Raw genomic sequence first — 25,260 nt, forward strand, 5'->3', positions numbered from 1 at the left:
GGCTCCTTACAGTGCGTCGGGTCCGCGTTCGCCGGTGCGGACGCGTACGGCGGTCTCGACGGGGACGCTCCACACCTTCCCGTCGCCGATCTTGCCGGTGCGGGCGGCCTTGACCACCACGTCGATGAGCTGTTCGGCGTCCCCGTCCTCGACCAGCACCTCGATGCGGATCTTCGGCACGAGGTCGACGGTGTACTCGGCGCCCCGGTACACCTCGGTGTGGCCGCGCTGCCGTCCGTAGCCGCTGGCCTCGGTGACGGTCAGGCCCTGCACTCCGAAGGCCTGGAGGGCCTCCTTGATCTCGTCCAGCCGGTGCGGCTTGACGACCGCGGTGATGAGCTTCATGCGTCCACCTTCTTGTTCCGCTGCTGAGCTGCTGCCACAGTCTCCGTCCCCGTCGGCACGGCCTTGCGCGACCCGGCCCCGCCGCCGGCCCCGCTGAAGTCGTACGCCGTCTCGGCGTGCTCGACCTGGTCGATGCCCAGGACCTCGTCGTCCTCGCTGACGCGCATGCCCATCACCTTGTCGATGGCGAAGGCGAGCAGCGCGGAGACGACCAGGGAGTAGGCGAGGACCGCGAAGACACCGGTGGCCTGCTTGCCGAGCTGCTCCAGGCCGCCGCCGTAGAAGAGGCCCTTGGCGTCGGACTGGACACCGCCGGTGGCGAAGAACCCGACGAGCAGGGAGCCGACCACACCGCCGACCAGGTGGACGCCGATGACGTCGAGGGAGTCGTCGTACCCGAACCTGTACTTCAGGCCCACGGCCATGGCGCACAGCAGACCGGCGATCGCGCCGACGGCGATCGCGCCGAGCGGGGAGCAGGAGCCGCCGGCCGGGGTGATGGCGACGAGGCCGGCGACCGCGCCGGACGCGGCACCGAGGGTGGTGAAGGCGCCGTGGCGGATCTTCTCGTACGCGAGCCAGGCGAGCATGGCGGCGGCGGTGGCGACCTGGGTGTTGACGAACATCACCGCGCCGACGCCGTCGTCGTTGCCGAGCCAGGAGCCGGCGTTGAAGCCGAACCAGCCGAACCACAGCAGACCGGCGCCGAGCATGACCAGCGGGAGGCTGTGCGGGCGCATCGGGTCCTTCTTGAAGCCGACGCGCTTGCCGATGACGAGGATCACGCCCAGGGCCGCGGCACCGGCGTTGATGTGGACGGCGGTGCCGCCCGCGAAGTCGATGACGCCCATCTCGAAGAGCCATCCGCCGGTGCCCCACACCCAGTGGGCGACGGGGAAGTAGACGACGGTGACCCACAGGGTGATGAACAGGGCCCAGGCGGTGAACTTGACGCGGTCGGCGAGGGCGCCGCTGATCAGGGCGGGCGTGATGATCGCGAACATCAGCTGGAAGACCGCGAAGACGTACACCGGGATGGTGTAGCCGTCCCAGAGCTGGGTGATCCCGATACCGCTGAGCCCGACGTAGTCGGACGACCATCCGACCACGGAGCCCGAGTCGGTGCCGAAGGCGATGCTGAAGCCGTAGAGCACCCACAGGATCGTGACGATCCCGAGGCTGATGAAGCTCATCATCAGCATGTTGAGGGTGGATTTGACGCGGACCATGCCTCCGTAGAAGAAGGCGAGGGCAGGCGTCATCAGCATCACCAGGGCGGAACAGATGAGCATGAACCCGGTGTTGGCGGCAGACAGCGTGGGTGTGTCTGCGGCAAGGGTCGTGATGCCTGGGGGCATCGGCGTCTCCTCGTCGTCGGTACGGCCTGTGCGGGGCTGAGCCGGGCTTGCGCGGCTTGAGGGGTGGCCGGTTATGAGCCAGAGATTCGCGCAGCGCGGTTTCGGTCAATGCCGCACGATGTTTCGCCGCAGTGACGAAGAGGGCCGGTGTGTTACGTCACCATGAACCGCCGGGTCACAGGGAGGTAACGGGCGTACCCTCCGCCACGGCAAGGGACCGGCCGCGACGGTCACCCTGTCGACCGGCAATGGGGGAGCCGAGTCGGGCTGTACGGGGTGACGGTCGCGGCCGGAGTCAGGTGGCGTGGCCGGGGGTGTGCCGTGGCCGGTCAGACCGCTTCGGCGGTCTCGGGCAGCTGGGCGGTCAGGATGTCGGTGAGTCTGGCCACCTCGGGGACGTCCCCGAAGTCCCGGGCCGCCGTGTCGACGGTCTTGCGCAGCCTGGTGTTGACCCGCTCGGAACGGATCCGCCGGGCGACGCCGAGCGCGGACTCGGCCAGCTTGGTGGCTTCCTCGGGCTCCCGTTTGAGCAGGTGCACGGTGGCCATGCCGACCAGGTTGAGCGCGTACGACCGCTGGTGGTCCTCGTCCTCGGCGAAGAGCCGCACGGCCCGCCGCATCACCGGCTCGGCGAGCGAGGCGTAGGTGGGGCTGCGGCCGGCCACATAGGCGAGGTCGCGGTAGGAGTGGGCGTTCTCGCCGTTCAGCTCGGCCTCAGAGAAGAAGCGGATCCAGTCGGGCTCGGGCTCGCCGTCCAGGCCGACGTCGGCGAAGGTGTCCTCGGCCATGCGCACCGCGCGCTTGCACTTGCTGGGCTGGCCCATGTTCGCGTACGCCCGGGCCTCCATCGCATACAGCATCGCCTGGGTGCGGGCGGTGGCGCAGTCACGGCTGCCGTACTGGGCGAGGTGGAGGAGTTCCAGCGCGTCGTCGGGCCGGCCGAGGTGGATCATCTGGCGGCTCATGGAGGAGAGGATGTACGAGCCCAGCGGCTTGTCACCGGCCTCCTTGGCGGCGTGCAGGGCGAGCACGAAGTACTTCTGGGCGGTCGGCTGGAGGCCCACGTCGTAACTCATCCAGCCGGCCAGCTCGGCCAGCTCGGCGGCGCACTTGAACAGGCGCTTCGCGGTCGCGGCGGGCTGCGGCTCCTGCAACAGGTCGGTCACCTCGTGAAGTTGGCCGACGACCGCCTTGCGGCGCAGCCCGCCCCCGCACTGGGCGTCCCACTGACGGAACATCACGGTGGTGGACTCCAGCAGGTCCAGTTCCGCGCCGGAGAGCCGGGTGGGGCGGCGCGGCGCGGCCGGGTCCACGCGGACCGGCTCGGCGGCCGGGGTGGGGACGAGCCAGCGCTGCATCGGCTCGATGAGGGCGGGCCCGGCGGCCAGGGCCAGCGAGGTGCCGAGGAACCCGCGCCGGGCCAGCATCAGGTCGCTGCGGGAGAAGTCGCTGAGCAGCGTGACGGTCTGGGGGCCCGCCCAGGGGAGGTCCACACCGGACACCGACGGTGACTGGTGCGCCGTGCGCAGGCCGAGGTCCTCGACGGCGACGACGCTGCCGAAGCGCTCGGAGAACAGCTCGGAGAGGATGCGCGGGATCGGCTCGCGCGGCTGCTCGCCGTCGAGCCAGCGGCGCACGCGCGAGGTGTCGGTGCTGATGTGGTGTGCGCCCATCTGGCGCGCCCGTCGGTTCACCTGACGCGCGAGCTCGCCCTTCGACCAGCCGCTGCGCACGAACCAGGAGCTCAGCTGCTCGTTGGGGCGCTTCCCGGCATTCGTACCGTCTGCGCCACTGCCGCCCACTGGAAGGCTCCCATCCGCCTGATCGCTGGTACGCGAACCCGTATCAGCATGCCGTCAACTTCGGCCGTCCGTCCGGAGGTTGCACCCTTCGAACGAGCAACCGGCTTGCCTCCGGCATACCCAGTCGCGTGAGCACTACCCCCGGGGTTCGTGCACCGAAAGTAATCCTACGATCACCCGTCCGGCGAGGTCGTTTCCATAAACGCCACCATTCGCCACCCCTTCGAATGAACTCCCCCGCGGCCAGGCGCGATTCACTTGACAGTACGACGATCGGGAGTCGGCGGACCGTGGCGCGGACAGGCGTGCGCGATGGAACGCACCACCCGGCGCGCCACCGCACGCCGCCCGGCCGGACTCCGGCGGCGACTTGGCGTCACGCCGGGACTCCGGGTCGTAACCACCGGCGAGTTCCACCGTTGGAGGGGACATGGGCTTCACGATCGGCGGCACCCGCATCCTGTCCGGTTCGCGGCGGCGCGGCGCCCGCGCCACGGAGTGCACCGTGGTGGCGGAGTACACCGGCCTGTGGGGCTGGGACGTGATCCCCGGCGCCCGGGCCGCGTCCGGCCGCTGCTCCTGCGGGGACCCGGCGTGCTCCGCCCCGGGCGCGCACCCGCTGGACTTCGCGCCCGAGGTGCCGGCGGGCTCGACGCTCGACACGGTCACCGACGTGTGGTCGCAGTTCCCGGGCGCGGCGCTGCTGCTGCCCGTGGGCCGCGCGTTCGACGTGCTGGAGGTCGCCGAGACGGCCGGGCGCCGGGCGCTGGTGCGGCTGGAGCGGATGGGCCTGCCGCTGGGCCCGGTCTGCGTGACGCCGACGGGCCGGGCGCAGTTCTTCGTGGCGCCGGGCGCGGCGGCGGAACTGCCGCGGCTGCTCTACCGGATGGGCTGGGACGACGCGGACCTGGACCTGCGGTGCCTCGGCCCGGGCGCCCACATCACCGCTCCGCCGTCCGACCGCGGGGGCCTGGGCCCCTGCCGCTGGCTCCGCCCGCCGTCCCTGGACGCGGGCGCCCCGCCCCAGGCCCGGCTGCTGCTGGGCACCCTGGCGTACATCTGCCACCGGTCGGGGATGTGAGCCGGGCGGTCCGGACGTAGCAGCGGCCGGGGGGGGGGGGCCCCCCCCGGGAAAGGGAAGGGGGTTGGGGGGGGCGCCCCCGCCCCGTGCCATGGAATCCCCAAAACTCCTGGAAGCGGCGGGGTGTGAGCTTTCACACGCAACGAATAATTGCCTTGCGGTGTCGCCTTCGGGCAGAGTCTTGCTTCCGTCAGGCCCCGCATACGGCACACCTGTCACCGATGTGACACAACTCAACAGTCGTTCGCCGTATGCCGCCCGCAGCACCACGCGGCTCTCCCGCAGGGGAGTTGCCCACCGGGCCCGTGTCCCCCGTGACCCAGCAGTGGGGGGACCAGCGTCAGGGGCAAGATTTTCGCCCGCGAAGGTCACCCAAGCGGACGATGCTGGAAGGAAACCGTGTGAGCCGGATCTCGGTCCGGGGATTCGCGGTGGCTTCGGCCACTGCGGTCACCACTGTCGGCGCCGTCGTCGGTGTTGCCTCGGGCAACGCCCAGCCCTCGAACGACAACTTCGAGGCGGCCGCCGCCAACACGACACTCCTGGCCGACATCCCCGTCGGCGAGCAGGCCCAGGTACAGGTCTCGTCGCTGACGCAGCAGGCGGAGGCCCAGGCCGCCGCCGCCGACTCGGCAGCGCAGAAGTCCGCCGAGGAAGCCGCGCGCATCCAGGCCGCCAAGGACGCGGAGGCCAAGAAGGCCGCCGCCGACGCGGAGGCCGAGAAGGCGGCGGCGGAGAAGGCCGAGAAGGAGCGCAAGGAGCGCGAGGCCGAGGAGCGCGCCAGCCGCGACGAGGTCCGCAGCGCCACCAGCTTCGCCGCGCAGTCCTCGTACAGCGTCTCCGAGGTCCAGGCGATGGCCCGCCAGATGATCCCGGGCGACCAGTTCCAGTGCTTCAGCAACATCGTGGACCACGAGTCCAGCTGGAACTACCGTGCGACGAACGCCTCGTCCGGTGCCTACGGCCTGGTCCAGGCACTCCCGGGTTCCAAGATGTCGTCGGCCGGCGCCGACTGGCGGACCAACCCGGCCACCCAGATCAAGTGGGGCCTGAACTACATGAACGAGCGCTACGGCAGCCCGTGCGGCGCGTGGAGCTTCTGGCAGGCCAACCACTGGTACTAGGGGCGGCACGCCCCCGGCCCAACGTCCCGCAGCCCCTCACCGTCCTACGGTGAGGGGCTCGGTGCGTGTACCGTCGGGACCGTGACTCCCGGGGGGAGTGGGGGGAAGAGAGAAGGTCATGTCGAAAGTGCCAGGGTGGATCGGCCGAGTGGGCGCCGGCCTGACCCGGATGGGACAGCGGTTGGAAGAGCGCCGAGCCGCGAGCGAGTCCGGGGACGAGCCCGGCGGGGACTCCGCCGTCGTACCGGAGAGCGTGCCCGCGCCCCCCACGTACGCTCCCGCCGTCGCCGCGCGGCCCGATCCCGTGGCGGCCATCCCCTGGGGCATGCGCGTCGCGGCCGAGGCGGGCTGGCGGCTGCTGGTGCTCGCGGGCACCCTGTGGGTGCTGATGAAGGTCATCAGCGAAGTGCAGCTGGTGGTCCTGGCCTTCGTGGCCGCGCTGCTGATCACCGCCCTGCTCCAGCCCACCGTGGCCCGGCTGCGGGGGCTGGGTCTGCCGCGCGGGCTCGCCACCGCCCTCACCGCCATCACCGGCTTCGTCATCATGGGGCTGGTCGGCTGGTTCGTCGTCTGGCAGGTGACGGACAACCTGGGCGACATCTCCGACCGGGTCAGGGACGGCATCGACGAGCTGAAGGCATGGCTGCTGGACAGCCCGTTCCACGTCACCGAGCAGCAGATCAACGACATCGCCAAGAACCTCAGCGACACCATCGGGACGAACACCGAGGAGATCACCACCGCCGGTCTCCAGGGCGTGACCGTCATGGTGGAGATCCTCACCGGCATCCTGCTGACCATGTTCTCCACGCTCTTCCTGCTGTACGACGGCAAGAAGGTGTGGACCTGGTGGCTGAAGCTGGTCCCGGCCCAGGCCCGTCCCGGAGTCGCGGGCGCGGGCCCGCGCGCCTGGCGCACCCTCACCGCCTACGTGCGCGGCACGGTGATCGTCGCGCTGATCGACGCCATCTTCATCGGCCTCGGCATCTACTTCCTCGATGTGCCGCTGGCCGTGCCGCTGGGCGTCTTCATCTTCCTGTTCTCCTTCATCCCGCTGGTCGGCGCGGTCGTCTCGGGCGCGCTGGCGGTCATCGTCGCCCTCGTCACCCAGGGCGTGTTCACCGCGCTGATGGTGCTGCTGGTGGTGCTCGCGGTGCAGCAGATCGAGGGCCACGTCCTCCAGCCGTTCATCCTGGGGCGGGCGGTGCGGGTGCATCCGCTGGCGGTCGTGCTGGCCGTCGCCTCGGGCGGTCTGGTCGCCGGCATCGGCGGTGCCGTGGTGGCCGTACCGCTGGTCGCCGTCACGAACACGGTCGTCGGCTTCCTGCGGGCGTACAGCCAGGAGCAGGCGTTGCGGGCCGCACCGGCGCACGGGGCGACCGACTCCGCGGCGGTGCCGGCGCTCCCGCCCTCGGAGCCCACCAAGGGGGACGAGTGATATCCGAGCCGGAACTCGTGGGCGACGACGGGCCGATACCCCCGCCGTACGGGGCGCCCTCCGGGGACCGGCCGCCCGGCGGAGCCGACCCGGCCGAGCCGACTGCGGATCCGGACGGCGGACGCCGCTTCTCTTCGCGCCCGTGGCTGTGGGCGCTCGGCGGCGCGCTGGTGGCGTCCGCGCTCTGGGCGGGCGGGCTCTACGCGTACCAGGCCAAGGGGCCCGACCTGGGCGGCTACCGCGCCAGCGACGACCTGTGCGCGGACGCGAAGCTGACCGCCCTGGGCGGCGAGTTCGGCGAGCCCGGCGAGGCCACGCAGGACATGCGGGAGAGCCACGAGGCGCTGGACCAGGCCAGCTGCTCGGTGTCCTTCGGGGGTGCCGAGCCGGCGTACAGCGCCGACGTGTCGTACGACCTGCACAAGAAGACCGACCCGGGGCCCGAGTTCGAGCCGGCCGAGACCATCGGCGTCTGGGACGACTGGGACTGGAAGCCCGTCCCGGGCCTGGGCGAGCAGGCGTTCTTCGCCCAGGACGACGAGGGCTTCGCGGCGCTGAAGGTGCTGGACGGGCAGGCCGTGCTGTCGCTGTTCCTCAGCGTGCAGGTGGCGTACGACCCGGACCGCCCGACACCGCCCGACGCCTCCGCCCTGCCCGGCGTCAAGGACCTCATGGTCGGGGACATGAAGGCGCTGATGGCCGAACTCCGGCGCTGAGCGCGCCCCCGGGCACGCCGAAGTACGCCCAGGTACGCCGAAAGGGGCCCACCGGCACGATGTGTCGGTGAGCCCCTTCGTACGTCCGGGGACGCGGAGGACTACTCGGCGAGCACGGCCTCGGAGAGGACGGCCTCGGCGTCGAGCGTCGCGCCGACCGCCTGGATCACCGAGGCGATCTTGAACGCCTCCTGGATCGTGTCGCGGTCCACGCCGGCCTTGCGCAGCACCTGCTCGTGGGAGTCCAGGCACATGCCGCAGCCGTTGATGGCGGAGACGGCGAGCGACCACAGCTCGAAGTCGACCTTCTCCACGCCCGGGTTGCCGATGACGTTCATCCGCAGACCGGCGCGCATCGTCCCGTACTCCGGGTCGGAGAGCAGGTGACGCGTCCGGTAGAAGACGTTGTTCATCGCCATGATGGCGGCGGCGGACTTGGCCGCCTGGTACGACTCGGGCGAGAGGTTGGCCTTGGCCTCCGGCTCCAGCTCGCGCAGGACCTTCGGCGAGCGCGAGGCGATCGCGCAGGCCAGGACCGTGCCCCACAGCTGCTGCTGGGGGAGCGGGCTGTTGCCGATGACCGAGCCGAGGTTCAGCTTCAGGTCCTTGGCGTAGTCCGGTACGGCGGACTTCAGTTCGTCGAGAGCCATGTCAGATCAGTCGCCTCGTCACTCGCCGGACAGGAGCTTGACCGGGTCGAGGGTGTCCTCGCCCTTGCTCCAGTTGCACGGGCACAGCTCGTCGGTCTGCAGGGCGTCCAGCACCCGCAGGACCTCCTTGGGGTTACGGCCGACGGAGCCGGCGGTCACCATGCAGAACTGGATCTCGTTGTTCGGGTCGACGATGAAGACGGCGCGCTGCGCGAAGCCGTCCTCGCCCTCGACGCCGCAGTCGCGCATCAGCTCGTGCTTCGAGTCGGCGAGCATCGGGAAGGGCAGGTCACGCAGGTCGGCGTGGTCCTTGCGCCAGGCGTGGTGCACGAACTCGGAGTCACCGGAGACGCCGAGGATCTGGGCGTCACGGTCGGCGAACTCGTCGTTCAGCTTGCCGAAGGCGGCGATCTCGGTGGGGCAGACGAAGGTGAAGTCCTTCGGCCAGAAGAACACCACGCGCCACTTGCCCTCGTAGGCCTTGTGGTCGATCTGCGCGAACTCCTTGCCGCTCTCCAGCGACACACAGGCGGTCAGGTCGTACGTGGGGAACTGGTCACCGACAGTGAGCACACGCTCTCCTTCGAGCTGGGAAGTCCCTTTTGAGGTCTTCCGTGGGGGTTGGACGGAGCCCCAGCATGGCACGGCGTGCATTGATCAGTGAAATAGCTAGACTGGGTCGGGTTGATCGAAGGTGGTTATCAGTGGTGTCCGTACACAAGGGCAAGCAGCCCAGCTTGGCCCAGCTCAGAGCGTTCGTCGCGGTGGCGGAGCACCTGCACTTCCGGGACGCGGCAGCCGCCATCGGCATGAGTCAGCCCGCCCTTTCGGGCGCGGTTTCGGCTCTCGAAGAGGCACTCGGTGTCCAGCTGCTGGAGCGTACGACACGCAAGGTGCTGCTCTCACCCGCGGGGGAGCGGCTCGCGGTACGCGCCAGGGCGGTGCTGGACGCGGTCGGCGAGCTGATGGAGGAGGCGGAGGCGGCACACGCGCCGTTCACCGGCGTGCTGCGGCTCGGCGTCATCCCGACCGTCGCGCCCTACCTGCTGCCGACCGTGCTGCGGCTCGTCCACGAGCGGTATCCGGAGCTGGACCTCCAGGTCCACGAGGAGCAGACCTCGTCGCTGCTGGAGGGGCTGGCCGCCGGGCGGCTCGACCTGCTGCTGCTCGCCGTGCCGCTGGGGGTGCCGGGCGTCACCGAACTGCCCCTGTTCGAGGAGGACTTCGTGCTGGTCACACCCGAGGACCACTGGCTGGCCGGGCGCACCGACATCCCGCGCGACGCGCTGCGCGAGCTGCGGCTGCTGCTGCTGGACGAGGGGCACTGCCTGCGCGACCAGGCGCTCGACATCTGCCGCGAGGCGGGGCGCGAGGACGGCGCCGCGGTCACCACCACGGCGGCCGGGCTCTCGACGCTGGTCCAGCTCGTCGCGGGGGGCCTCGGGGTCACCCTGCTCCCGCGCACCGCCGTCACCGTGGAGACCGGGCGCACCGACCACCTGGTGACGGGCCGGTTCGCCGACCCGGCCCCCTCCCGGCGCGTCGCGCTGGCCATGCGCACGGGCACCGCCCGCCAGGCCGAGTTCGGCGAGCTGGCGGGCGCCCTGCGCGAGGCGATGCGGGCCCTGCCCGTCCGGGTCGTCGCGCCCGGCACCTGAGGCCGGGCGCCGGGTCCCGCGCCGCGCGGTCGAGCCCCGGCGCCCTGGTCCCGTCACTCGGTGCGCAGGCCGTCCGGGCGCATCAGGCGCCACAGCGGAGGCAGGCTCAGCAGGGTCACCGCCAGGATCAGCCCCGCGCCCACCCCCACCACCGGCAGGAACGCCCACCAGTCGGAGACGCCCTTGCCGATCAGCCGCAGCAGCAGCGCGCCGAGGCCCAGCCCGCCGCCGACCGCCAGGACCACGCCCAGCACCACCGGGACGGCCGTCTGCCACAGGACCGACCAGGCCAGGGTCGAGCGCCGCGTACCGAAGGCGACCAGCACCGACAGCGGGCGCCGGCGGTCACGCAGCTGCTCCACCGTCGACACCAGCAGGGACACGGCGACCAGCGCCATGGTGAGCGTCGCGGCGGCGAACACGCCCCGCCCGACGCTGGTGAAGCGCTGGTCCCGCTCCATGTCGCGCAGGGCGTCCACCCGCACGGTGGGGCTGAACCGGGCGGCGGCGTTGCGGGCGTGCTCCTCGGCGTCCGGCACGGCCGGGTCCAGGCGGACCCAGGCCGTCAGGGCGGGATCGTCCAGCGTCGCGGCGTCGATCGCCGCCGGCGTGGCGAGGACGCCGAACGCCGACCAGCCCATCGGGTCCGTCCGCCCCCGCACCGTGCGGGCGTCCGCGGGGATGCGCCACAGCAGCGGGGACGCCCGCTCGTCGCGCAGGTCGACCCGGGCGCCTGGCCGAGCCGTCTCGGCCAGGTAGGCGTCGTCGGGGCCGTCGCCGTCGGACGTCCGCGCGATGAACACGTCACCGTCCCGGCACGAGGGCAGGCGGGCCAGTTCCCGCAGCGAGGGGCAGTCGGCGACCGTGAGCGAGGTGGCCGGGACGAAGTCCTCACCGGCGCGTGCCGGCCCCGGCCGCCGTACGGACGCCTCCAGCCCGGCGGCCACCCCCGTGACGCCGGGGGCGGCCGACAACTCCCGGATCAGCTCGCGCGCCGCGCCGGCGCCGCTGGCCCGGTCCCGCAGGCTCAGCTGAGCCCGCGCCGTCTCCAGGTTCGTCGGCCGCATGAAGTCGCTCTGTACGGCTCCGAACAGCATCTGGAGCGCGATCGCCCCGGCCGCCGCCACCACGATGCCGCTGACCGTCCTGGCCGCCGTTCCACTGCTCAGCTGGAGTCTGCGGACGGCCAGCTGCCACGCCACCGGACCGCCCCGCAGCGACCGGACCACCCGCTCGATCAGCCACGGCAGGAGCGTCGTCACCCCGGTAAGCGCCAGCAGGGCACCCGCCGCGACGGGTACCGCGTCCACCGTGGTCTCCACGAAGGTGACCGGCCCCGCCACCCACAGCAGCGCCGGTCCGGCGGCCACCAGCAGCAGCCGCCACCACACCCGGCGCGGCCTGGGCGCCGTCCCCCGTACCACCCCCAGCGGCTCGATCGCCACACCGCGCAGCGCCACCAGCGTCACCATCACGGCGCACACCGGCACCACCACCGCGACCAGCGCGGCGAGCGCGGGCGCCGGTGTCACGTCGGCAGCGAAGGCGTTGACGTCCCACACCGTCACCCGGCCCGCGAACCGCCGCGCCAGGGCGAAGAGCCCGGCGCTGGCCAGCAGCCCCAGCACGGCGCCGGCCAGCGTCTCCCCGGCGGCGATCCGGCGGGCCATGGCGATGTCCGCGCCGACCAGGCGCAGCGTGGCCAGCCTCCGGTCGCGCTGCTCGCCGCCGAAGCGGGCGGCGGTGGCGACGAAGACGAGCACCGGCAGCAGCAGCACCACGCACGCCACCACGATCAACAGCAGCAGGAAGGCGCTGGAGGGCCGGTCGGCCCCGACGTTGTGGCCGTACCCGTCGGCGCGGCCGTCGGCGGTGGTGTCGGTGAGGTGGGCGCCGTACGCGTAGTAGGCCGGCTCCGCCGGGCCGACCAGCCCCGCGTCGCCGATCCGGCCGGCGTCCTCGTACGGCAGGCGCCCCTTGAGCAGCGCGCCCTCGGGCGAGGCGAGCAGGCGGCGCAGGGCCGGGGAGACGACCATCTCGCCGGGTCCCGGCACCGCGGCCACCCCGGGCGGGGCGGGGGCGTGCGCGCCGTCGGGGCGCAGCAGCATCCCCCGCACCGGCCGGCCGTGGAACAGCGTGTCGGTGGCCGCGTACAGGAAGGAGCGGTCGGAGCGGGGCGCGCCGGACTCGCCGGCCGTCAGGTCGCGGCCCTGGTGGCGGGTGTCGCGGCCGTCGAGGATGTTCGGGACGGACGCGGCGATCAGCAGCAGCGCCACGCCGGCGCCCACCCCGAAGGCGGTCAGCAGGGTGCGCGTCCAGCCGGGCCGGCCGCCGCTGACGGCGAACCGGGCGCCGAGGAGGAGGTCACGGATCACGGGGCGCCCGTCAGGTCGCGTATCCGTCCGTCGCGTACGACGACCTCGCGGTCCGAGTACGCGGCGACGCGGGCCTCGTGGGTGACCAGGACGACCGCGGCTCCGGTGTCGCGGGCGGCGTCGCCGAGGAGCCGCATCACCTGCTCGCCGTTGAGCGAGTCGAGCGCGCCGGTCGGCTCGTCGGCGAACACCACGCGCGGCGAGGTGACGAGCGCGCGGGCCACCGCGACGCGCTGGGCCTGGCCGCCGGACACCTCGGCGGGGCGCCGGGCGCCGACGCCCGCGGCCTCCAGGCGCTCCAGCCACTCCATGGCCCTGCGCTCGGCGGGCCCGCGGCGCTCGCCGGCCAGGCGCAGCGGCAGGGCCACGTTCTCGACGCAGGTCAGCTCGGGGACGAGCTGCCCGAACTGGAACACGAACCCGAAGTCGCCCCGGCGCAACGCGCTGCGCCCGGCGTCGGACATGGCGGTCAGGTCGCGGCCGTCGTACGTGACGGTCCCCGTGTCCGGCCGGACGATCCCGGCCAGGCAGTGCAGCAGCGTCGACTTGCCGGACCCGGAGGGGCCCATGACGGCGACGACCTCGCCGGCCCGCAAGGAGAGGTCGACGTCCACCAGCGCCGGTGTCGGCCCGTAGCTCTTGCCGATTCCCTCGGCACGCAGCAGCGCGGTCACCGGGCGGTCCCGCCGACCGCCTCGGCGAGCTGCCCGAGCCGGGCGGCGGTCAGCTCCAGCCAGCGGAGGTCGGCCTCCAGGTGGAACAGGGCGTGGTCGCAGATCAGCTGGTCGGCGAGGTCGCCGTCCTGCTTGCGGCGGGTCAGCTCCCGCATCAGCCGCAGGTGCTCGGCGCGCTGTGTGTCGAGCAGCTCGGCGGCGCTGCGGCCGGTGAGCAGGGCCAGGACGACCTTGGTGTAGAGCGTCGACCGGAGGTACGGCTCGGGCTTCTCGGCCTGTGCCAGCCACCGCTCGACGTCGGTGACGCCCGCCTCGGTGATCGCGTACCGCTTGCGTTCGGGCCCCTCGCCGGGTTCGATCCCCTCGACCTCGACGAGCCCGTTCTTCAGCAGCCGCGACATGGTCGAGTAGACCTGGCCGTAGTGCAGCGGCCGGTCGTGGCCGAACTTCTCGTCGAAGGCGCGCTTGAGGTCGTAACCGTGCCGGGGGCCGGACTCCAGGAGCCCGAGGAGGGTGTGGCCGATGGACATGGGACAGGACTGTACAGCTGACGTATACACCCGACGTATAGCGGCGGGGGTCCGCCTCTCGCGACAGGGCCCCGGCTCCCCGCTCCGGGTGCGGGGCGGGGAGCCGGGGCCTGTCACTCCGGCGTCGTGGGCGGCGTGGCCGGCGGCGCCTTCGGGGGGCGGCCGCGGCGGGGGAGGGGCGCGGGGGCGGACGGGAGGCGGCCCGCGTCCGAGAGCGCCTTGCGCAGCAGGAACTCGATCTGGGAGTTCGCGCTGCGCAGCTCGTCCGCCGCCCAGCGCGCCAGCGCCTCGTACACCCCCGGGTCGAGCCGCAGCAGCACCTGCTTGCGGTGGCGGCGTTCCTCGGGCGTCACTGGTACAGCGTGCCCGTGTTCAGCACCGGCTGCGCCGCCCGGTCGCCGCAGAGCACCACCATCAGGTTGGAGACCATCGCCGCCTTCCGCTCCGGATCGAGCTCGACGATGTCCCGCTCCTCCAGGCGCTCCAGCGCCGCCTCGACCATGCCGACCGCGCCGTCCACGATCTGCCGCCGGGCCGCGACCACGGCGCCGGCCTGCTGGCGCTGGAGCATCGCGGAGGCGATCTCCGGGGCGTACGCGAGGTGGGTGAACCGCGACTCGATGATGCGGACGCCCGCCGCCTCCACGCGCGCGTGGAGCTCGACGGCCAGCTTCTCGGTGATCTCCTCGGCGTTGCCCCGCAGGGACAGCCCGTCCTCGTCGTGCGCGTCGTACGGGTACTCGATCGCGATGTGGCGCACGGCCGCCTCCGTCTGCGTGGAGACGAACTCCAGGAAGTCGTCGACCTCGAACATGGCCTGCGCGGTGTCCTCGACCTTCCACACGACCACGGCGGCGAGCTCGATCGGGTTGCCGTACGCGTCGTTGACCTTCAGGACGGCCGTCTCGTGGTTGCGCACCCGCGTGGAGATCTTCACCCGCGAGGTGAACGGGTTGACCCAGCGCAGCCCGTCGTCACGGATCGTCCCCCGGTACCGGCCGAAGAGCTGCACCACGCGCGCCTCGCCCGGCGCCACCATGTTCAGCCCGCACATCGCGAGGAAGGAGCCGAACGCGACCAGCACGCCGACGGCGATCAGGGTCACCTTCACGCCCGTCGGGCCGGCGGCCGCGCCCGCCACCACGAGGCAGACGCCGGCCGCCAGGCCGGTGAGGCCGAGCAGCAGGGCGAGCCCGCCTCCGATGCTGCGCGCGGCGAACTCGCGTACGCGCGGCTCGGGCATCTCGGGCAGGTCCCCCGCCAGTGCGGCGCGGTCGTTCGTGGTCATGGTGGCCCCCGTTTCCTCGTCCGGACTGTCTAGCAAAGTGATATCACTTTATCGTGCGTCGCAACCCTCCGCACCTCTGAGGAGTCGGTTCCAGTGACACGGGTGCTCATTGTCACGTCCGGAAAAGACCGGATCCGTTGAGCTTTGTCGCTACCCGTGGTGTTAGTTTGCTGAGCTGATTCGCAGATGAGCAGAGCGGAGCGACGGAGCGATGGGTCGAGGGGCCAAGACCGAAGGCGCGGGCATACGCCGCTTCTTCACCTGGAAGAGACTGCTGGGCACCTTCTTCGGGCTCTGCCTGCTCGCGCTGGGCGCGTTCTACGTCGTGTACCTGCTCGTCGCGGTGCCCTCGGCCAACGCCCAGGCGACGATGCAGAGCAACGTCTACCGGTACAGCAACGGCAAGATCCTGGCCCGTACCGGGGAGGTCAACCGCGAGATCGTGGGCCTCGACAAGATCCCGGACGAGGTGGAGAAGGCGTTCGTCGCCGCCGAGAACAAGACCTTCTACCAGGACTCCGGGGTCGACTTCGTGGGCACCGCCCGCGGCCTGCTCAACACCCTCCAGGGCAAGGGCAAGCAGGGCGGCTCCACCATCACCCAGCAGTACGTCAAGAACTACTACCTGGACCAGGACCAGACGGTCAGCCGCAAGCTCAAGGAGCTGGTCATCTCCCTGAAGGTCGACCAGCGCATGGACAAGGACGACATCCTCGCCGGGTACATGAACACCAGCTACTACGGCCGCGGCGCGTACGGCGTCCAGGCCGCCGCGCAGGCCTACTACGGCGTCGACGCCGAGAAGCTGACCGTGTCCCAGGGCGCCTACCTCGCCGCGCTCCTCCAGGCGCCCAACCAGTACGACTGGGCCATCGCGAGCGACACCGGCCGCAAGCTGGCCACCGAGCGCTGGAACTACGTCCTGGACAACATGGTCGAGGAGGGCTGGCTCGGCCGCTCCGCTCGCGCGCAGCAGAAGTTCCAGGTGCCGCAGAAGCCCAAGGCCGCACCCGGCATGGAGGGCCAGACCGGTTACCTCGTCTCGGCCGCCAAGCAGGAGCTCGTCGACCAGGGCATCAGCGAGAAGGACATCGACGCCGGCGGCTGGACCATCACGCTCAACATCGACGAGAAGCGGCAGAAGGAGCTCGTCGAGGCGGTCGACGAGCAGCTGGAGTCCCGCCTCGACCGCGAGGACGACGCGGTCGACGCCACCGTCCAGGCCGGCGCCACCTCCGTCGACCCCAGAACCGGCAAGGTCGTCGCGCTGTACGGCGGCGTCGGCGCCACCGAGCACTGGATGTCCAACGCCACCCGCCGCGACTACCAGCCCGCCTCCACCTTCAAGCCGCTCGTCTTCGCCTCCGCCCTGGAGAACGGCGCCGAGACGCAGAACGGCGACGAGATAGGGCTCGGCACGATCTACGACGGCACCAGCCGCCGCCCCGTCGAGGGCAGCGAGACGCCGTTCGCCCCGCAGAACGAGGACGACCGCAGCTACGGCCCGGTCACCGTGCAGGAGGCGATGAACAAGTCCATCAACTCGGTCTTCGCCCAGATGATCGTGGACGCCGAGCCCGCCGAGGTGAAGAAGACCGCCCTCGCCCTCGGCATGAAGGACAGTGACGGCTTCGTCGAACAGCCCGCGATGTCCCTCGGCACCATGGGCGCCTCGACCTGGGACATGGCCGGGGTGTACGCCACCCTCGACAACCACGGCAAGAAGGTCACCCCGACGATCGTCAAGTCCGCCGAGCACAAGGACCGGACCTTCGAGCGCACCGAGCCCCCGGTCGGCGGCCGGGTCATCAGCCGCGAGAGCGCCGACACCGTCACCGCCGCCCTGACCGGGGTCGTGCGCAACGGCTCCGGCCACGAGGCCAGCACCTCCGCGTACCAGGCGGCCGGCAAGACCGGCACGTCGGAGAACAACAAGTCGGCCTGGTTCGCCGGGTACACGCCCGAACTGACCACCGTCGTCGCCCTGTTCGGCGAGGACGCCGACAAGGGCCGGCAGGTCACCCTGACCGGCACCGCCGGCTCCGGCCGCGCGAACGGCGGCGGCTTCCCCGCCCGCATCTGGGCCGACTACACGCTGGCCGCCCTCGACGGCGGCTCCGACGCCCGGTTCGACCTGGACGTCGCCGAGACGGCCCCGCCCCGGTCCGGCCCGACGGCCTCGCCCACCGAGGAGCCGACGGAGACCGAGTCGCCCACCGAGGAGCCGACGGAGACCGAGTCGCCCACCGAGGAGCCGACCCCGACGCGTACGCCGTCCACCCCGACGCGCACGCCGACGGTCCCGACTCCGACCGGCACACCGACCGGCACCCCGACCGACGACGACGGCGACACCACCGGCACCACCTCCGGCGGCGACGGCGACCCGACCGGGGACCCCGGCGACGGCGACCCCGGCGGCCCCGGCGACCAGAAGCCGCCCCAGCCGTGACGTGACCCCGGTACGACGACGGTGGCCGGGCCCCGCACCAGGGGCCCGGCCACCGTCACATCACGCGCGGACGCGCCTCAGATCCGCGTCGGCAGCTCGAACCAGACCACCTTGCCGGTCGACAGCCGGGTCGCCCCCCACCGCCGGGCCAGCCGGTTCACCAGGAACAGGCCGCGCCCGCCCTCGTCGGTGTCCCGGGCCCGCCGCTGGCGCGGCAGCTGCGGCGAGTCGTCACCGACCTCGCAGCGCAGCACGTCCGTGCGCAGCAGCCGCAGCGTCACCGGCCGCTCCGCGTACCGCACCGCGTTGGTGACCACCTCGCTGACCAGCAGCTCGACGCTGTCCGCCAGGTCCTCCAGGTCCCAGCGGGCCAGGGCCCGCCGGGCCAGGCGCCGGGCCCGGCCGGGCGCCTGCTCCTCCGGCTCCAGGAACCAGTAGGCGACGTCGCTCGGCGCGATCCCGTCGAAGCGGGCGGCGAGCAGCGCGATGTCGTCGTCCCGGTCGCCCGGCCCGAGCATGTCCAGGACGTCGTCGCAGAGCGCCTCCAGCGGCGGCGAGTGGTCCGGGCCGGTCAACTGGGCGGTGGCGGCCAGCCGCTCGCGCAGTTGCTCTATCCCCGTCCACACGTCGCGCAGCCGCGACTCGACGAGCCCGTCGGTGTAGAGCAGCAGGGTCGCCCCGGCGGGGGCGTCCAGCTCCACCGCCTCGAAGTCCACGCCGCCCACGCCGATCGGCGCGCCCGGCGGGACGCGCAGCACCTCCGCCCGGCCGCCCAGGTGGAGCAGTATCGGCGGCGGGTGACCGGCGTTGGCGATCGTGATGCGGTGCGCGACCGGGTCGTACACCGCGTACAGGCAGGTCGCCATGCGGTTCTCGCCGAGCCGCTGGGCCTGCTCGTCGAGGTGGTGCAGCACTTCCTGCGGCGGCAGGTCGAGTCCGGCGAGGGTCTGCGCGGTGGTGCGCAGCTGGCCCATGATCGCGGCGGACGTCATGGAGTGGCCCATGACGTCGCCCACGACCAGGGCGACCCGGCTGCCGGGCAGCGGGATAGCGTCGTACCAGTCGCCGCCCACCCGGGCCGTCTCGGCCGCCGGGAGGTAGCGGGAGGCCAGCTTCACGCCGGTCGGCTGCGGCAGGTTCTCCGGCAGCATGGTGCGCTGGAGCTCGTCGGCGATGTACGCCTCGCGTCCGTACAGCACCGCCTTGTCGATGCCGAGCGCCGTGTGCGTCGCCAGCTGGGCGGCGACCAGCAGGTCGTTCGGCTCGAACGGCGGCCGGTCCGGGCGGCGCAGGAAGACGGCCGCGCCGATCACCCGGCGGCGGCCTCGCAGCGGCGCGAGGATCGCCCGGTGCCCGGACGGTACGGAGCGCCCGTCGCCGAGCAGTTCGGGCAGCGCGGCGCGGGCGGCCGCCGAGTCGCCGAAGACCGGGCGTACGCCACGGAGGACCTCGGCGAGGGCGCCGCCCGCCTGGACCTCGCACAGCTCGGCCGCCGGGCCGAGGTCGAGGTCGGTCTCCGGGTCGGCCGCCGACAGGCCGAGGTCGGTCTCGTCGTCGGTTAAACGCAGCCTGTCGGTACGGCGCAGGCGCAGGACGAACGGGTCGACGGGGCGCTCGTCGCCGACCGGGAGCGGGTCGCGGAGGTAGACGAGGATCGCGTCGGAGAAGGTCGGCACGGTGGCCCGGCACAGGCCGAGCACGATCTCGTCCAGGTCGATGCCGCGGGCGATCCGCCGCGTGGCGGCGCCCACGAACCGCAGCCGGTCGCCCTCGCGCCGCGTGGCCGCCACGGGCTCCCTGCCCCCGCCGGCCGCGGCGGGACCGCCCTGCACGGGCAGCGCGTCCAGCGGCCCGCCCGCGCCGGCCGGCCCACCGCCGCGCGCGCCGACGGGCCCGGCCCCCGGACCGCCGCCGGATCCCGTCCGGGAGCCGCCACCGGCTCCGGTACCGTTTTCGGCTCCCGCGCCGCCCGGGCCCGTACCGCCACCGGGACCCGCGCCCGCTTCCGGCATGTGGCCGTCCTGTCCGGCCCCGCGGCCGGCCGCGTGTCCCGCAGCGCCGCCGGCGTGCCCCGCCGCGCCGCGCTCCGGTCCGCCCGTGTGGCCCGGCCCGGCCGGTGCGGCGGTCGCCGGGGCCTGGGCGGCACCCGCGCGCGGCGCGGACAGCGGCGCGGGCACGGGCGGCGCGGCGGGGGACGGAGGCGTCTCCTGCCGCGACCGGGTGCGTTCCTGCGGCCGGGCAGCCAGGGGCTGCCGGCCTTCGTGGGAGGTGGGATGCTCCGTCACGCGTGGGATTCCGTCCGTCCGGGCCGGTAGTGCGATGCGATCGCTCTGTCAGGCGCTATACCCGCTCTGAGGGCGGCGTCGACAGGGGGTGACGGATCCGGGCACGGATCAGGCACGGTCCACCCCCTCCAAGGATGACTTACGGTCAGTTCCTGGTCTTTGCTCAGTCGTTACTGTTCCGCGAACGTGCGGAGGACGATCCTACGTTTGCACCCCAGGGGCGCATCAAGGGTCTCACGGAGCCGTGCGCGCCGGGGAGCGATCCCAGTCCGAGGGCAATTCGGGCACCGCCCAGCCCGGGTTCGGCCGCCAGTTCTCCCAGCCGTCCGCGAACGGCGCGCCCCAGGAGCGGATCACCTCGACCGCCGCCCGCCCCGCCTCCCGTACCCGCCGGGCCTGTGCGGGGCCCATCAGGCCGCTGCGCTGGGCCTGGGCGAACTCGTCCTCGTCGCGCCACAGCCAACTGCGATCGGGGTACACCGAGATGTCGAGGAAGTGGTCCTCGGAGTCGACGCCGTCCGCCCATCGGGTGCGCGGCTCCTCCAGGTTGACGTACCAGCTGCGGAACCGCCAGCCGCGCTCCCAGAACAGCCACACCGACCAGGGCTCGTCCGGCCGGGCCAGCTTCAGCACGCCCGCGCCCTCCCACCGGGTGCGCACGGTGGTGCGCGGCGCGGTGTACCGGGTGGCGAGCGGCTCCTCGTGGACGGGGGTGCCGTCGGCGAGCACCGGTTTGACGCACTCGGTGCCCGGCGCCATCCACACGGCGAGCACGTCGTCGGTGTCCCGGACGACGGTCACCGGCCGGCAGATGTGGATGTGGCCGTCCGCGTTGTCCCGGTAGCGCCACAGGATCCGCGCGCCCGGCGCCCAGCGCGCACCGCCGCAGCGCGTTCCTCTCCCTGTCGTCGTCTCGGCTGTCATGCGCAGATCTTAGGTCGTTGCCGTGACGTCTCGCCCGGCCCGCGGCGCCCCGCACGCACGGTGCGCCTCCGGCCGCGCGGCGCCCCGGATCACCGCCGGCGGGCTCGGAGGCGTATGGAGCACCAGGTCAGGGCCGGGTCATCCGCAGGACGTCCAGGGCCTCGTCGAGCTGCTGGAGCGTCAGGTCGCCCCGCTCCACGTACCCCGACGCGATGACGACCTCGCGGATCGTCCTGCGCTCGGCGAGGGACTTCTTGGCGACCTTCGCCGCCTCCTCGTAACCGATGTACTTGTTGAGCGGGGTGACGACCGAGGGGGACGACTCGGCGTACTCGCGCGCCCGCTCCACGTTGGCGGTGATGCCGTCGACCGTGCGGTCCGCCAGCAGGCGCGCGGCGTTGGCGAGGAGCCGGATCGATTCCAGCAGGTTCTTGGCGATGACCGGGAGCATGACGTTCAGCTCGAAGTTCCCGGCGGCGCCGGCCGCCGCGACCGTGGCGTCGTTCCCGGTCACCTGGGCGGCCACCATGAGCACGGCCTCCGGGATGACCGGGTTGACCTTGCCGGGCATGATCGACGAGCCGGGCTGGAGGTCGGGGAGATTGATCTCGGCCAGGCCGGTGCGGGGGCCGGAGGCCATCCAGCGCAGGTCGTTGCAGATCTTGGTGAGGGAGACCGCGATCGTCCGCAACTGCCCGGACGTCTCGACGAGCCCGTCCCGGGCGCCCTGCGCCTCGAAGTGGTCGCGGGCCTCGGTGAGCGGCAGCCCGGTCGCTCCGGCGACCTCGGCGATGACGGCGGCGGAGAACCCGGGCGGGGTGTTGATGCCGGTGCCGACCGCCGTGCCGCCCAGCGGCAGTTCGGCCAGGCGGGGCAGCGAGGCGCGCAGCCGCTCGACGCCGTACCGGACCTGGGCGGCGTAACCGCCGAACTCCTGGCCGAGGGTGACCGGGGTGGCGTCCATCAGGTGTGTCCGCCCGGACTTGACGACGTCCGCGAATTCGGCTGATTTCCGCCCCAGGGAGGCGGCCAGGTGTTCGAGGGCGGGGATGAGGTCCCGGGTGACGGCGGCGGTCGCGGCGATGTGGATGGAGGAGGGGAAGACGTCGTTGGACGACTGGGACGCGTTGACGTGGTCGTTGGGGTGGACGGCGTCCGGGCGGCCGAGGCGCTCGCCGGCGAGGGTGGCGAGGACCTCGTTGGTGTTCATGTTGGACGACGTGCCCGAGCCGGTCTGGAAGACGTCGACGGGGAAGTGGTCGTCCCAGCGGCCCTCGGCGACCTCGGCGGCGGCCTCCTGGATGGCGTCGGCGACCTCCCGGTCAAGGACGCCCAGCTCCGCGTTGACCTTCGCCGCCGCGGCCTTGATCCGGGTCAGGGCCTCGATGTGGGCCCGCTCCAGGCGCTGCCCGGAGACGGGGAAGTTCTCCACCGCCCGCTGGGTCTGGGCCCGCCACTTGGCGTGGGCGGGGACGCGCACCTCACCCATGGAGTCGTGCTCGACGCGGTAGTCCGGGTCATCCGTCATGGTCGTCAAACCTCCTGCGAAGTTGAGCACTTGTCTTGTTCTGCGTATTCCCAAGCCCCGTACCGGCCAGTAAAAACCCTGGGTAACCCCACTTCCAGGAGGCGCAATGACGCGCACCGGTAGCAGAGCCGGGTTCGGGCTCCGATGGACGGTCGCGGCAGCGGCCGCGCTCGCCGCCGCCCTCGGCCAGGCGACCGCCGCCACCGCGGTGGACGCCCCCCGCGCCACCGCATCCGTACCACTGCCGCCCGAGCTGGAGGCGATCCGCGCCGCCGAGGCCGTGAAGCTGTACGGCAGTCCCGCCGAACGGCCGCTCGCCGAGCGGAAGACCGGACTGGTCTCCCTGGGCGACAGCGAGATCTCGGGCGAGGGCGTCGGCACGTACGAGCCCCCGACCAACGGACCCGACAACTGGTGCCACCGCTCGCCCCAGGCGGCCGTCCACCGCACCGGCATCCCCGCCGACGTCACGTACAACGTCTCGTGCTCCGGCGCCGCCACGACCAACATCCGCGCCGGCGGCGGCAAGCAGTACGCCGACGAACTCGTCCAGAGCGACAACCTCGCCGTCAAGGCCCGCAACACCCGCGTCAAGATGGTGCTGCTGGTGGCCGGAGCCAACGACGACCTGCAGTTCGGCCCGGTGATGACCGACTGCGTCACCCGCTACCTCACCCTCCAGGGACCGTGCGAGCCGAAGTACGCCCCCGGCTGGCAGGCCCGCGTCGACGCCCTCGTACCCAAGGTGGAGGGGACGATCCGCGACCTGCGGACCGTGATGCGTGACGCCGGGTACGCCGACGACGACTACAAGCTCGTCGTCATGGGCTACCCCAGCCCCATCGGCCCCGACTTCCACGACAACCCGAACTTCCCCGGCAAACTCGCCTGCGGCGGCCTCGGGTACGACTCCGACACCGTCTGGGGCCGCAACACCGCCGTACCCGCCTTCGAGCGCGGCATGCGTCGCGCGGCGGCGAACGCCGGCGCCGTGTACCTCGACAACTCCCGGCTGTTCCACGGGCACGAGGTCTGCATGGAGGACGCCTGGGCCCGCGGCCTGTACATCGACCTGTCCAAGCCCGGCCTGCCGGACGAGAACTCCGTCCGGCAGTCCTTCCACCCGAACGCGGCCGGCCACGCCGCCTTCGCCTCCTGCCTCACCCAGCTGTACGCCGCGGACGTGCGCGAGGCCGGCTGCGCCGACCCCGCGTCGACCGGCAGGCCGGTGCTGCTGCCGGGGGCCTGGGACGACCGGTTCGCCCCGCTGCGCGGCGAGGCCACCGGCACCTGCGTGGACGTCGCCGGGGCGGTCACCCGCAACGGCACGGCGGTCGGCGGCTGGGACTGCCACGGGGGCCGCAACCAGGACTGGTGGTACGACCCGGCCCGTGGCTCCGTCCACACGGCGCTCACCCACGACCGGTGCCTGGACGTGCCGGGCGCCGCCTACCAGGCGGGCAGGGCCCTGGTGCTGTGGAACTGCTCGGGCGCGGCCAACCAGCGGTTCGTCCGCGAGGGCGCGACGCTGCGCCCGGCCGCGGCGCCGGCCCTGTGCGTCACCCTCGCCGCGGCGAAGGACCCGCTGCGGCTCCAGCCCTGCGACGGCACGGCGCGGCAGCGGTTCGCGTAACCCCCGTACCCGCGGGCGCGCGGTACGCGGGCAGCCTCCGGTCCGCGGGGGAGCGCCCGGATCCGCGGGGCGCGGTACGCGTACGGGCCCGGCCACCGCGACGGTGACCGGGCCCGTACGCACCGGGCTCGCGCGGAGCTGCGCCAGGCCGGGGCCGCGCACCGGGATCGACGTGAACGTCGGGGCGGGAGCCGGGTCCTGGAAGAAGTCGTTCGACTTGTTCATCTTGCGTGGACCCCCGTACGATCGCCGCCATGATCAAGCACCCGAGGGTCCTGGGCGCTGTCCGCCTGTCCATCCTCAAGGACGACACCACCAGTCCCGAGAAGCAGCGGCAGGCCGTAGAGCACTGGACTGCTGGCCCCGCCGTGGACGGTCGCATAGCGGGCTGGGCGGAAGACCTGGATGTGTCCGGTGCGATGCACCCCTTCAAGCGACCAGGACTCGGTCCTTGGTTCAACGAGCGGGCCGACGAGTGGGATGTGTTGGCCGTCTGGAAGCTCGACCGCCTCAGCAGGAAGGCGGGTCACTTCGCCGAGGTCTTCGAGTGGTGCCAGAAGTACGGGAAGTCCATCGTGTCCGTGACCGAGGGCATCGACATGTCCACCCCCATGGGCAAGATGTTCGCTCAGATCATCGCCGCCTTTGCCGAGGGCGAGTTGGACACCATCCGCGCCCGCGCTCTCTCTGGCTCGGCCGCTCGTAAGGCCAAGGGCGTCTGGATCGGTGGCGTCGAACCGTACGGGTACCGCTTCGAACGGCAGGAAGGCGGCGGAAAGAAGCTGGTTCAGGAGCCCAAGTATGCGGAGCTATTCAGCGAGATTGTCGAGCTGCTGAAGGGTGACTGGTCGTCGTACAAGATCGCGCTTGATCTGAATAAGCGTGGCGTTCCCACCTGGCGGGATCATCTTCGAATCGTGAAGGGGGAAGATCCGAGGGGCGTTGCCTGGACTGCCAACGCGATTCGTGCCATAGCCATGAATCCCACGGTGGCCGGCATCTACACGTACAAGGGTGAGAACGTCGTAGACGAGAATGGCGAGAACGTTCGGATCACTGATGATCCGTTGATGAATTTTGCCGAGTGGTCGGAATTCGTGGCCGCGCTCAAGAGTGATCGCCCGGTTAGGCGGTCCACCCCTTCCCGGTCGATGCTCGGCGGTGTGGCTACCTGCCAGGGGTGCGGCGCCCGGATGTCGTCCAATAAGAAGACGAAGCCGAATGGCCGCGTGCATCACTACTACGCCTGCAACAACGTCAATACCGGAACGTGCCCTAACCCTGGCCGCATTCGGCGCGATGACCTAGTGTCCTGCGCCGGGAATTCGATTAAGATATGAGGCCAGGCGTTCGAGGATCTCGTCGGCGCTCTTCGTCCATGTGAAGGGGCGGGGGTTCT

General features: G+C 72.1%; 21 protein-coding genes. 8 read left to right on the top strand and 13 right to left on the bottom strand.

The annotated features are described in order from the left end of the window. Positions 1 to 6: 6 nt before the first annotated feature. The 3 genes from AC07DW_RS23275 to nsdA form a co-directional block, all read right to left on the bottom strand. Positions 7 to 345: a P-II family nitrogen regulator gene (locus tag AC07DW_RS23275; RefSeq protein ID WP_064070309.1), complete on the bottom strand. Its 339-nt coding sequence runs from the start codon at positions 343 to 345 to the stop codon at positions 7 to 9. Further along, the gene (locus tag AC07DW_RS23280; protein ID WP_478859598.1) at positions 342 to 1,703 is read right to left on the bottom strand and encodes an ammonium transporter; all 1,362 of its coding nucleotides are present in this window, start codon (positions 1,701 to 1,703) and stop codon (positions 342 to 344) included. The genes AC07DW_RS23275 and AC07DW_RS23280 overlap by 4 nt, the downstream gene beginning before the upstream one ends. A gap of 329 nt (positions 1,704 to 2,032) precedes the next feature. Beyond that, positions 2,033 to 3,505: a transcriptional repressor NsdA gene (gene nsdA, locus AC07DW_RS23285; protein ID WP_478859599.1), complete on the bottom strand. Its 1,473-nt coding sequence runs from the start codon at positions 3,503 to 3,505 to the stop codon at positions 2,033 to 2,035. A 430-nt stretch (positions 3,506 to 3,935) separates the two neighbouring features. On the opposite strand from nsdA, the gene AC07DW_RS23290 reads away from it, so the two are divergent. From AC07DW_RS23290 to AC07DW_RS23305, 4 genes are all read left to right on the top strand, one after another. Then, the gene (locus AC07DW_RS23290) at positions 3,936 to 4,586 is read left to right on the top strand and encodes a bifunctional DNA primase/polymerase (protein ID WP_478859600.1); all 651 of its coding nucleotides are present in this window, start codon (positions 3,936 to 3,938) and stop codon (positions 4,584 to 4,586) included. 401 nt (positions 4,587 to 4,987) lie between these two features. Continuing rightward, a complete protein-coding gene (locus AC07DW_RS23295) occupies positions 4,988 to 5,710 on the top strand; it encodes an aggregation-promoting factor C-terminal-like domain-containing protein (protein WP_478859601.1) in 723 nt (240 codons plus the stop codon). 118 nt (positions 5,711 to 5,828) lie between these two features. Then, positions 5,829 to 7,148 (top strand): AI-2E family transporter, encoded by a 1,320-nt coding sequence (locus tag AC07DW_RS23300; protein ID WP_478859602.1) that lies wholly within the window; start codon positions 5,829 to 5,831, stop codon positions 7,146 to 7,148. After that, positions 7,145 to 7,864, top strand: coding sequence for a hypothetical protein (locus tag AC07DW_RS23305; RefSeq protein ID WP_478859603.1), 720 nt, complete (start codon positions 7,145 to 7,147; stop codon positions 7,862 to 7,864). The genes AC07DW_RS23300 and AC07DW_RS23305 overlap by 4 nt, the downstream gene beginning before the upstream one ends. A gap of 101 nt (positions 7,865 to 7,965) precedes the next feature. Here the strand turns inward: AC07DW_RS23305 and AC07DW_RS23310 are convergent, their stop codons facing one another. Together AC07DW_RS23310 and AC07DW_RS23315 are read right to left on the bottom strand one after the other, a co-directional pair. Next, positions 7,966 to 8,514 (bottom strand): alkyl hydroperoxide reductase, encoded by a 549-nt coding sequence (locus AC07DW_RS23310; protein WP_478859604.1) that lies wholly within the window; start codon positions 8,512 to 8,514, stop codon positions 7,966 to 7,968. Positions 8,515 to 8,532: 18 nt separating this feature from the next. Further along, positions 8,533 to 9,087 (bottom strand): peroxiredoxin, encoded by a 555-nt coding sequence (locus AC07DW_RS23315; protein WP_064068339.1) that lies wholly within the window; start codon positions 9,085 to 9,087, stop codon positions 8,533 to 8,535. Between the two features lie 134 nt (positions 9,088 to 9,221). On the opposite strand from AC07DW_RS23315, the gene AC07DW_RS23320 reads away from it, so the two are divergent. Next, entirely contained in the window at positions 9,222 to 10,172 is a 951-nt protein-coding gene (locus AC07DW_RS23320) for a LysR substrate-binding domain-containing protein (RefSeq protein ID WP_478859605.1), read from the top strand. Positions 10,173 to 10,225: 53 nt separating this feature from the next. On the opposite strand, the gene AC07DW_RS23325 is transcribed toward AC07DW_RS23320, so the two are convergent. The 5 genes from AC07DW_RS23325 to AC07DW_RS23345 form a co-directional block, all read right to left on the bottom strand. Beyond that, positions 10,226 to 12,547 carry an FtsX-like permease family protein gene (locus AC07DW_RS23325; RefSeq protein WP_478859606.1) on the bottom strand — a complete coding sequence of 774 codons (2,322 nt, stop codon included), beginning with the start codon at positions 12,545 to 12,547 and terminating at the stop codon, positions 10,226 to 10,228. Next, entirely contained in the window at positions 12,544 to 13,221 is a 678-nt protein-coding gene (locus AC07DW_RS23330) for an ABC transporter ATP-binding protein (protein WP_478859607.1), read from the bottom strand. The genes AC07DW_RS23325 and AC07DW_RS23330 overlap by 4 nt, the downstream gene beginning before the upstream one ends. Then, positions 13,218 to 13,751 (bottom strand): PadR family transcriptional regulator, encoded by a 534-nt coding sequence (locus tag AC07DW_RS23335; protein WP_478859608.1) that lies wholly within the window; start codon positions 13,749 to 13,751, stop codon positions 13,218 to 13,220. The genes AC07DW_RS23330 and AC07DW_RS23335 overlap by 4 nt, the downstream gene beginning before the upstream one ends. A gap of 113 nt (positions 13,752 to 13,864) precedes the next feature. Beyond that, on the bottom strand, positions 13,865 to 14,104 hold the full coding sequence (locus AC07DW_RS23340; RefSeq protein ID WP_478859609.1) for a type II toxin-antitoxin system antitoxin: 240 nt from the start codon (positions 14,102 to 14,104) through the stop codon (positions 13,865 to 13,867). Beyond that, positions 14,101 to 15,039: an SPFH domain-containing protein gene (locus AC07DW_RS23345; protein ID WP_478859610.1), complete on the bottom strand. Its 939-nt coding sequence runs from the start codon at positions 15,037 to 15,039 to the stop codon at positions 14,101 to 14,103. The genes AC07DW_RS23340 and AC07DW_RS23345 overlap by 4 nt, the downstream gene beginning before the upstream one ends. Positions 15,040 to 15,250: 211 nt before the next feature. Between AC07DW_RS23345 and AC07DW_RS23350 the strand changes: the two genes are divergently transcribed. Then, positions 15,251 to 17,491 carry a transglycosylase domain-containing protein gene (locus AC07DW_RS23350; RefSeq protein WP_478859611.1) on the top strand — a complete coding sequence of 747 codons (2,241 nt, stop codon included), beginning with the start codon at positions 15,251 to 15,253 and terminating at the stop codon, positions 17,489 to 17,491. A 77-nt stretch (positions 17,492 to 17,568) separates the two neighbouring features. Here the strand turns inward: AC07DW_RS23350 and AC07DW_RS23355 are convergent, their stop codons facing one another. The 3 genes from AC07DW_RS23355 to AC07DW_RS23365 form a co-directional block, all read right to left on the bottom strand. Beyond that, positions 17,569 to 19,776, bottom strand: coding sequence for a SpoIIE family protein phosphatase (locus AC07DW_RS23355; protein WP_478859612.1), 2,208 nt, complete (start codon positions 19,774 to 19,776; stop codon positions 17,569 to 17,571). A 234-nt stretch (positions 19,777 to 20,010) separates the two neighbouring features. Next, entirely contained in the window at positions 20,011 to 20,700 is a 690-nt protein-coding gene (gene fomD / locus AC07DW_RS23360) for a cytidylyl-2-hydroxypropylphosphonate hydrolase (protein WP_478859613.1), read from the bottom strand. A 127-nt stretch (positions 20,701 to 20,827) separates the two neighbouring features. Beyond that, on the bottom strand, positions 20,828 to 22,228 hold the full coding sequence (locus tag AC07DW_RS23365) for a class II fumarate hydratase (RefSeq protein WP_478859614.1): 1,401 nt from the start codon (positions 22,226 to 22,228) through the stop codon (positions 20,828 to 20,830). A 106-nt stretch (positions 22,229 to 22,334) separates the two neighbouring features. Between AC07DW_RS23365 and AC07DW_RS23370 the strand changes: the two genes are divergently transcribed. Next, positions 22,335 to 23,861 carry a ricin-type beta-trefoil lectin domain protein gene (locus AC07DW_RS23370; RefSeq protein WP_478859615.1) on the top strand — a complete coding sequence of 509 codons (1,527 nt, stop codon included), beginning with the start codon at positions 22,335 to 22,337 and terminating at the stop codon, positions 23,859 to 23,861. A 254-nt stretch (positions 23,862 to 24,115) separates the two neighbouring features. Next, on the top strand, positions 24,116 to 25,201 hold the full coding sequence (locus tag AC07DW_RS23375; RefSeq protein WP_478859616.1) for a recombinase family protein: 1,086 nt from the start codon (positions 24,116 to 24,118) through the stop codon (positions 25,199 to 25,201). The last annotated feature ends 59 nt before the right edge of the window (positions 25,202 to 25,260 follow it).

The organism is Streptomyces sp. NPDC045701 (assembly GCF_056432045.1).

Bases quoted from the DNA above. Each gene is read 5' to 3' on its own strand.
- AC07DW_RS23300 (WP_478859602.1), top strand. From the start codon at position 5,829: ATGTCGAAAGTGCCAGGGTGGATCGGCCGAGTGGGCGCCGGCCTGACC.
- AC07DW_RS23365 (WP_478859614.1), bottom strand. From the start codon at position 22,228: ATGACGGATGACCCGGACTACCGCGTCGAGCACGACTCCATGGGTGAG.
- AC07DW_RS23275 (WP_064070309.1), bottom strand. From the start codon at position 345: ATGAAGCTCATCACCGCGGTCGTCAAGCCGCACCGGCTGGACGAGATC.
- AC07DW_RS23290 (WP_478859600.1), top strand. From the start codon at position 3,936: ATGGGCTTCACGATCGGCGGCACCCGCATCCTGTCCGGTTCGCGGCGG.
- AC07DW_RS23345 (WP_478859610.1), bottom strand. From the start codon at position 15,039: ATGACCACGAACGACCGCGCCGCACTGGCGGGGGACCTGCCCGAGATG.
- AC07DW_RS23310 (WP_478859604.1), bottom strand. From the start codon at position 8,514: ATGGCTCTCGACGAACTGAAGTCCGCCGTACCGGACTACGCCAAGGAC.
- fomD (WP_478859613.1), bottom strand. From the start codon at position 20,700: ATGACAGCCGAGACGACGACAGGGAGAGGAACGCGCTGCGGCGGTGCG.
- AC07DW_RS23335 (WP_478859608.1), bottom strand. From the start codon at position 13,751: ATGTCCATCGGCCACACCCTCCTCGGGCTCCTGGAGTCCGGCCCCCGG.
- AC07DW_RS23350 (WP_478859611.1), top strand. From the start codon at position 15,251: ATGGGTCGAGGGGCCAAGACCGAAGGCGCGGGCATACGCCGCTTCTTC.
- AC07DW_RS23370 (WP_478859615.1), top strand. From the start codon at position 22,335: ATGACGCGCACCGGTAGCAGAGCCGGGTTCGGGCTCCGATGGACGGTC.
- AC07DW_RS23280 (WP_478859598.1), bottom strand. From the start codon at position 1,703: ATGCCCCCAGGCATCACGACCCTTGCCGCAGACACACCCACGCTGTCT.
- AC07DW_RS23375 (WP_478859616.1), top strand. From the start codon at position 24,116: ATGATCAAGCACCCGAGGGTCCTGGGCGCTGTCCGCCTGTCCATCCTC.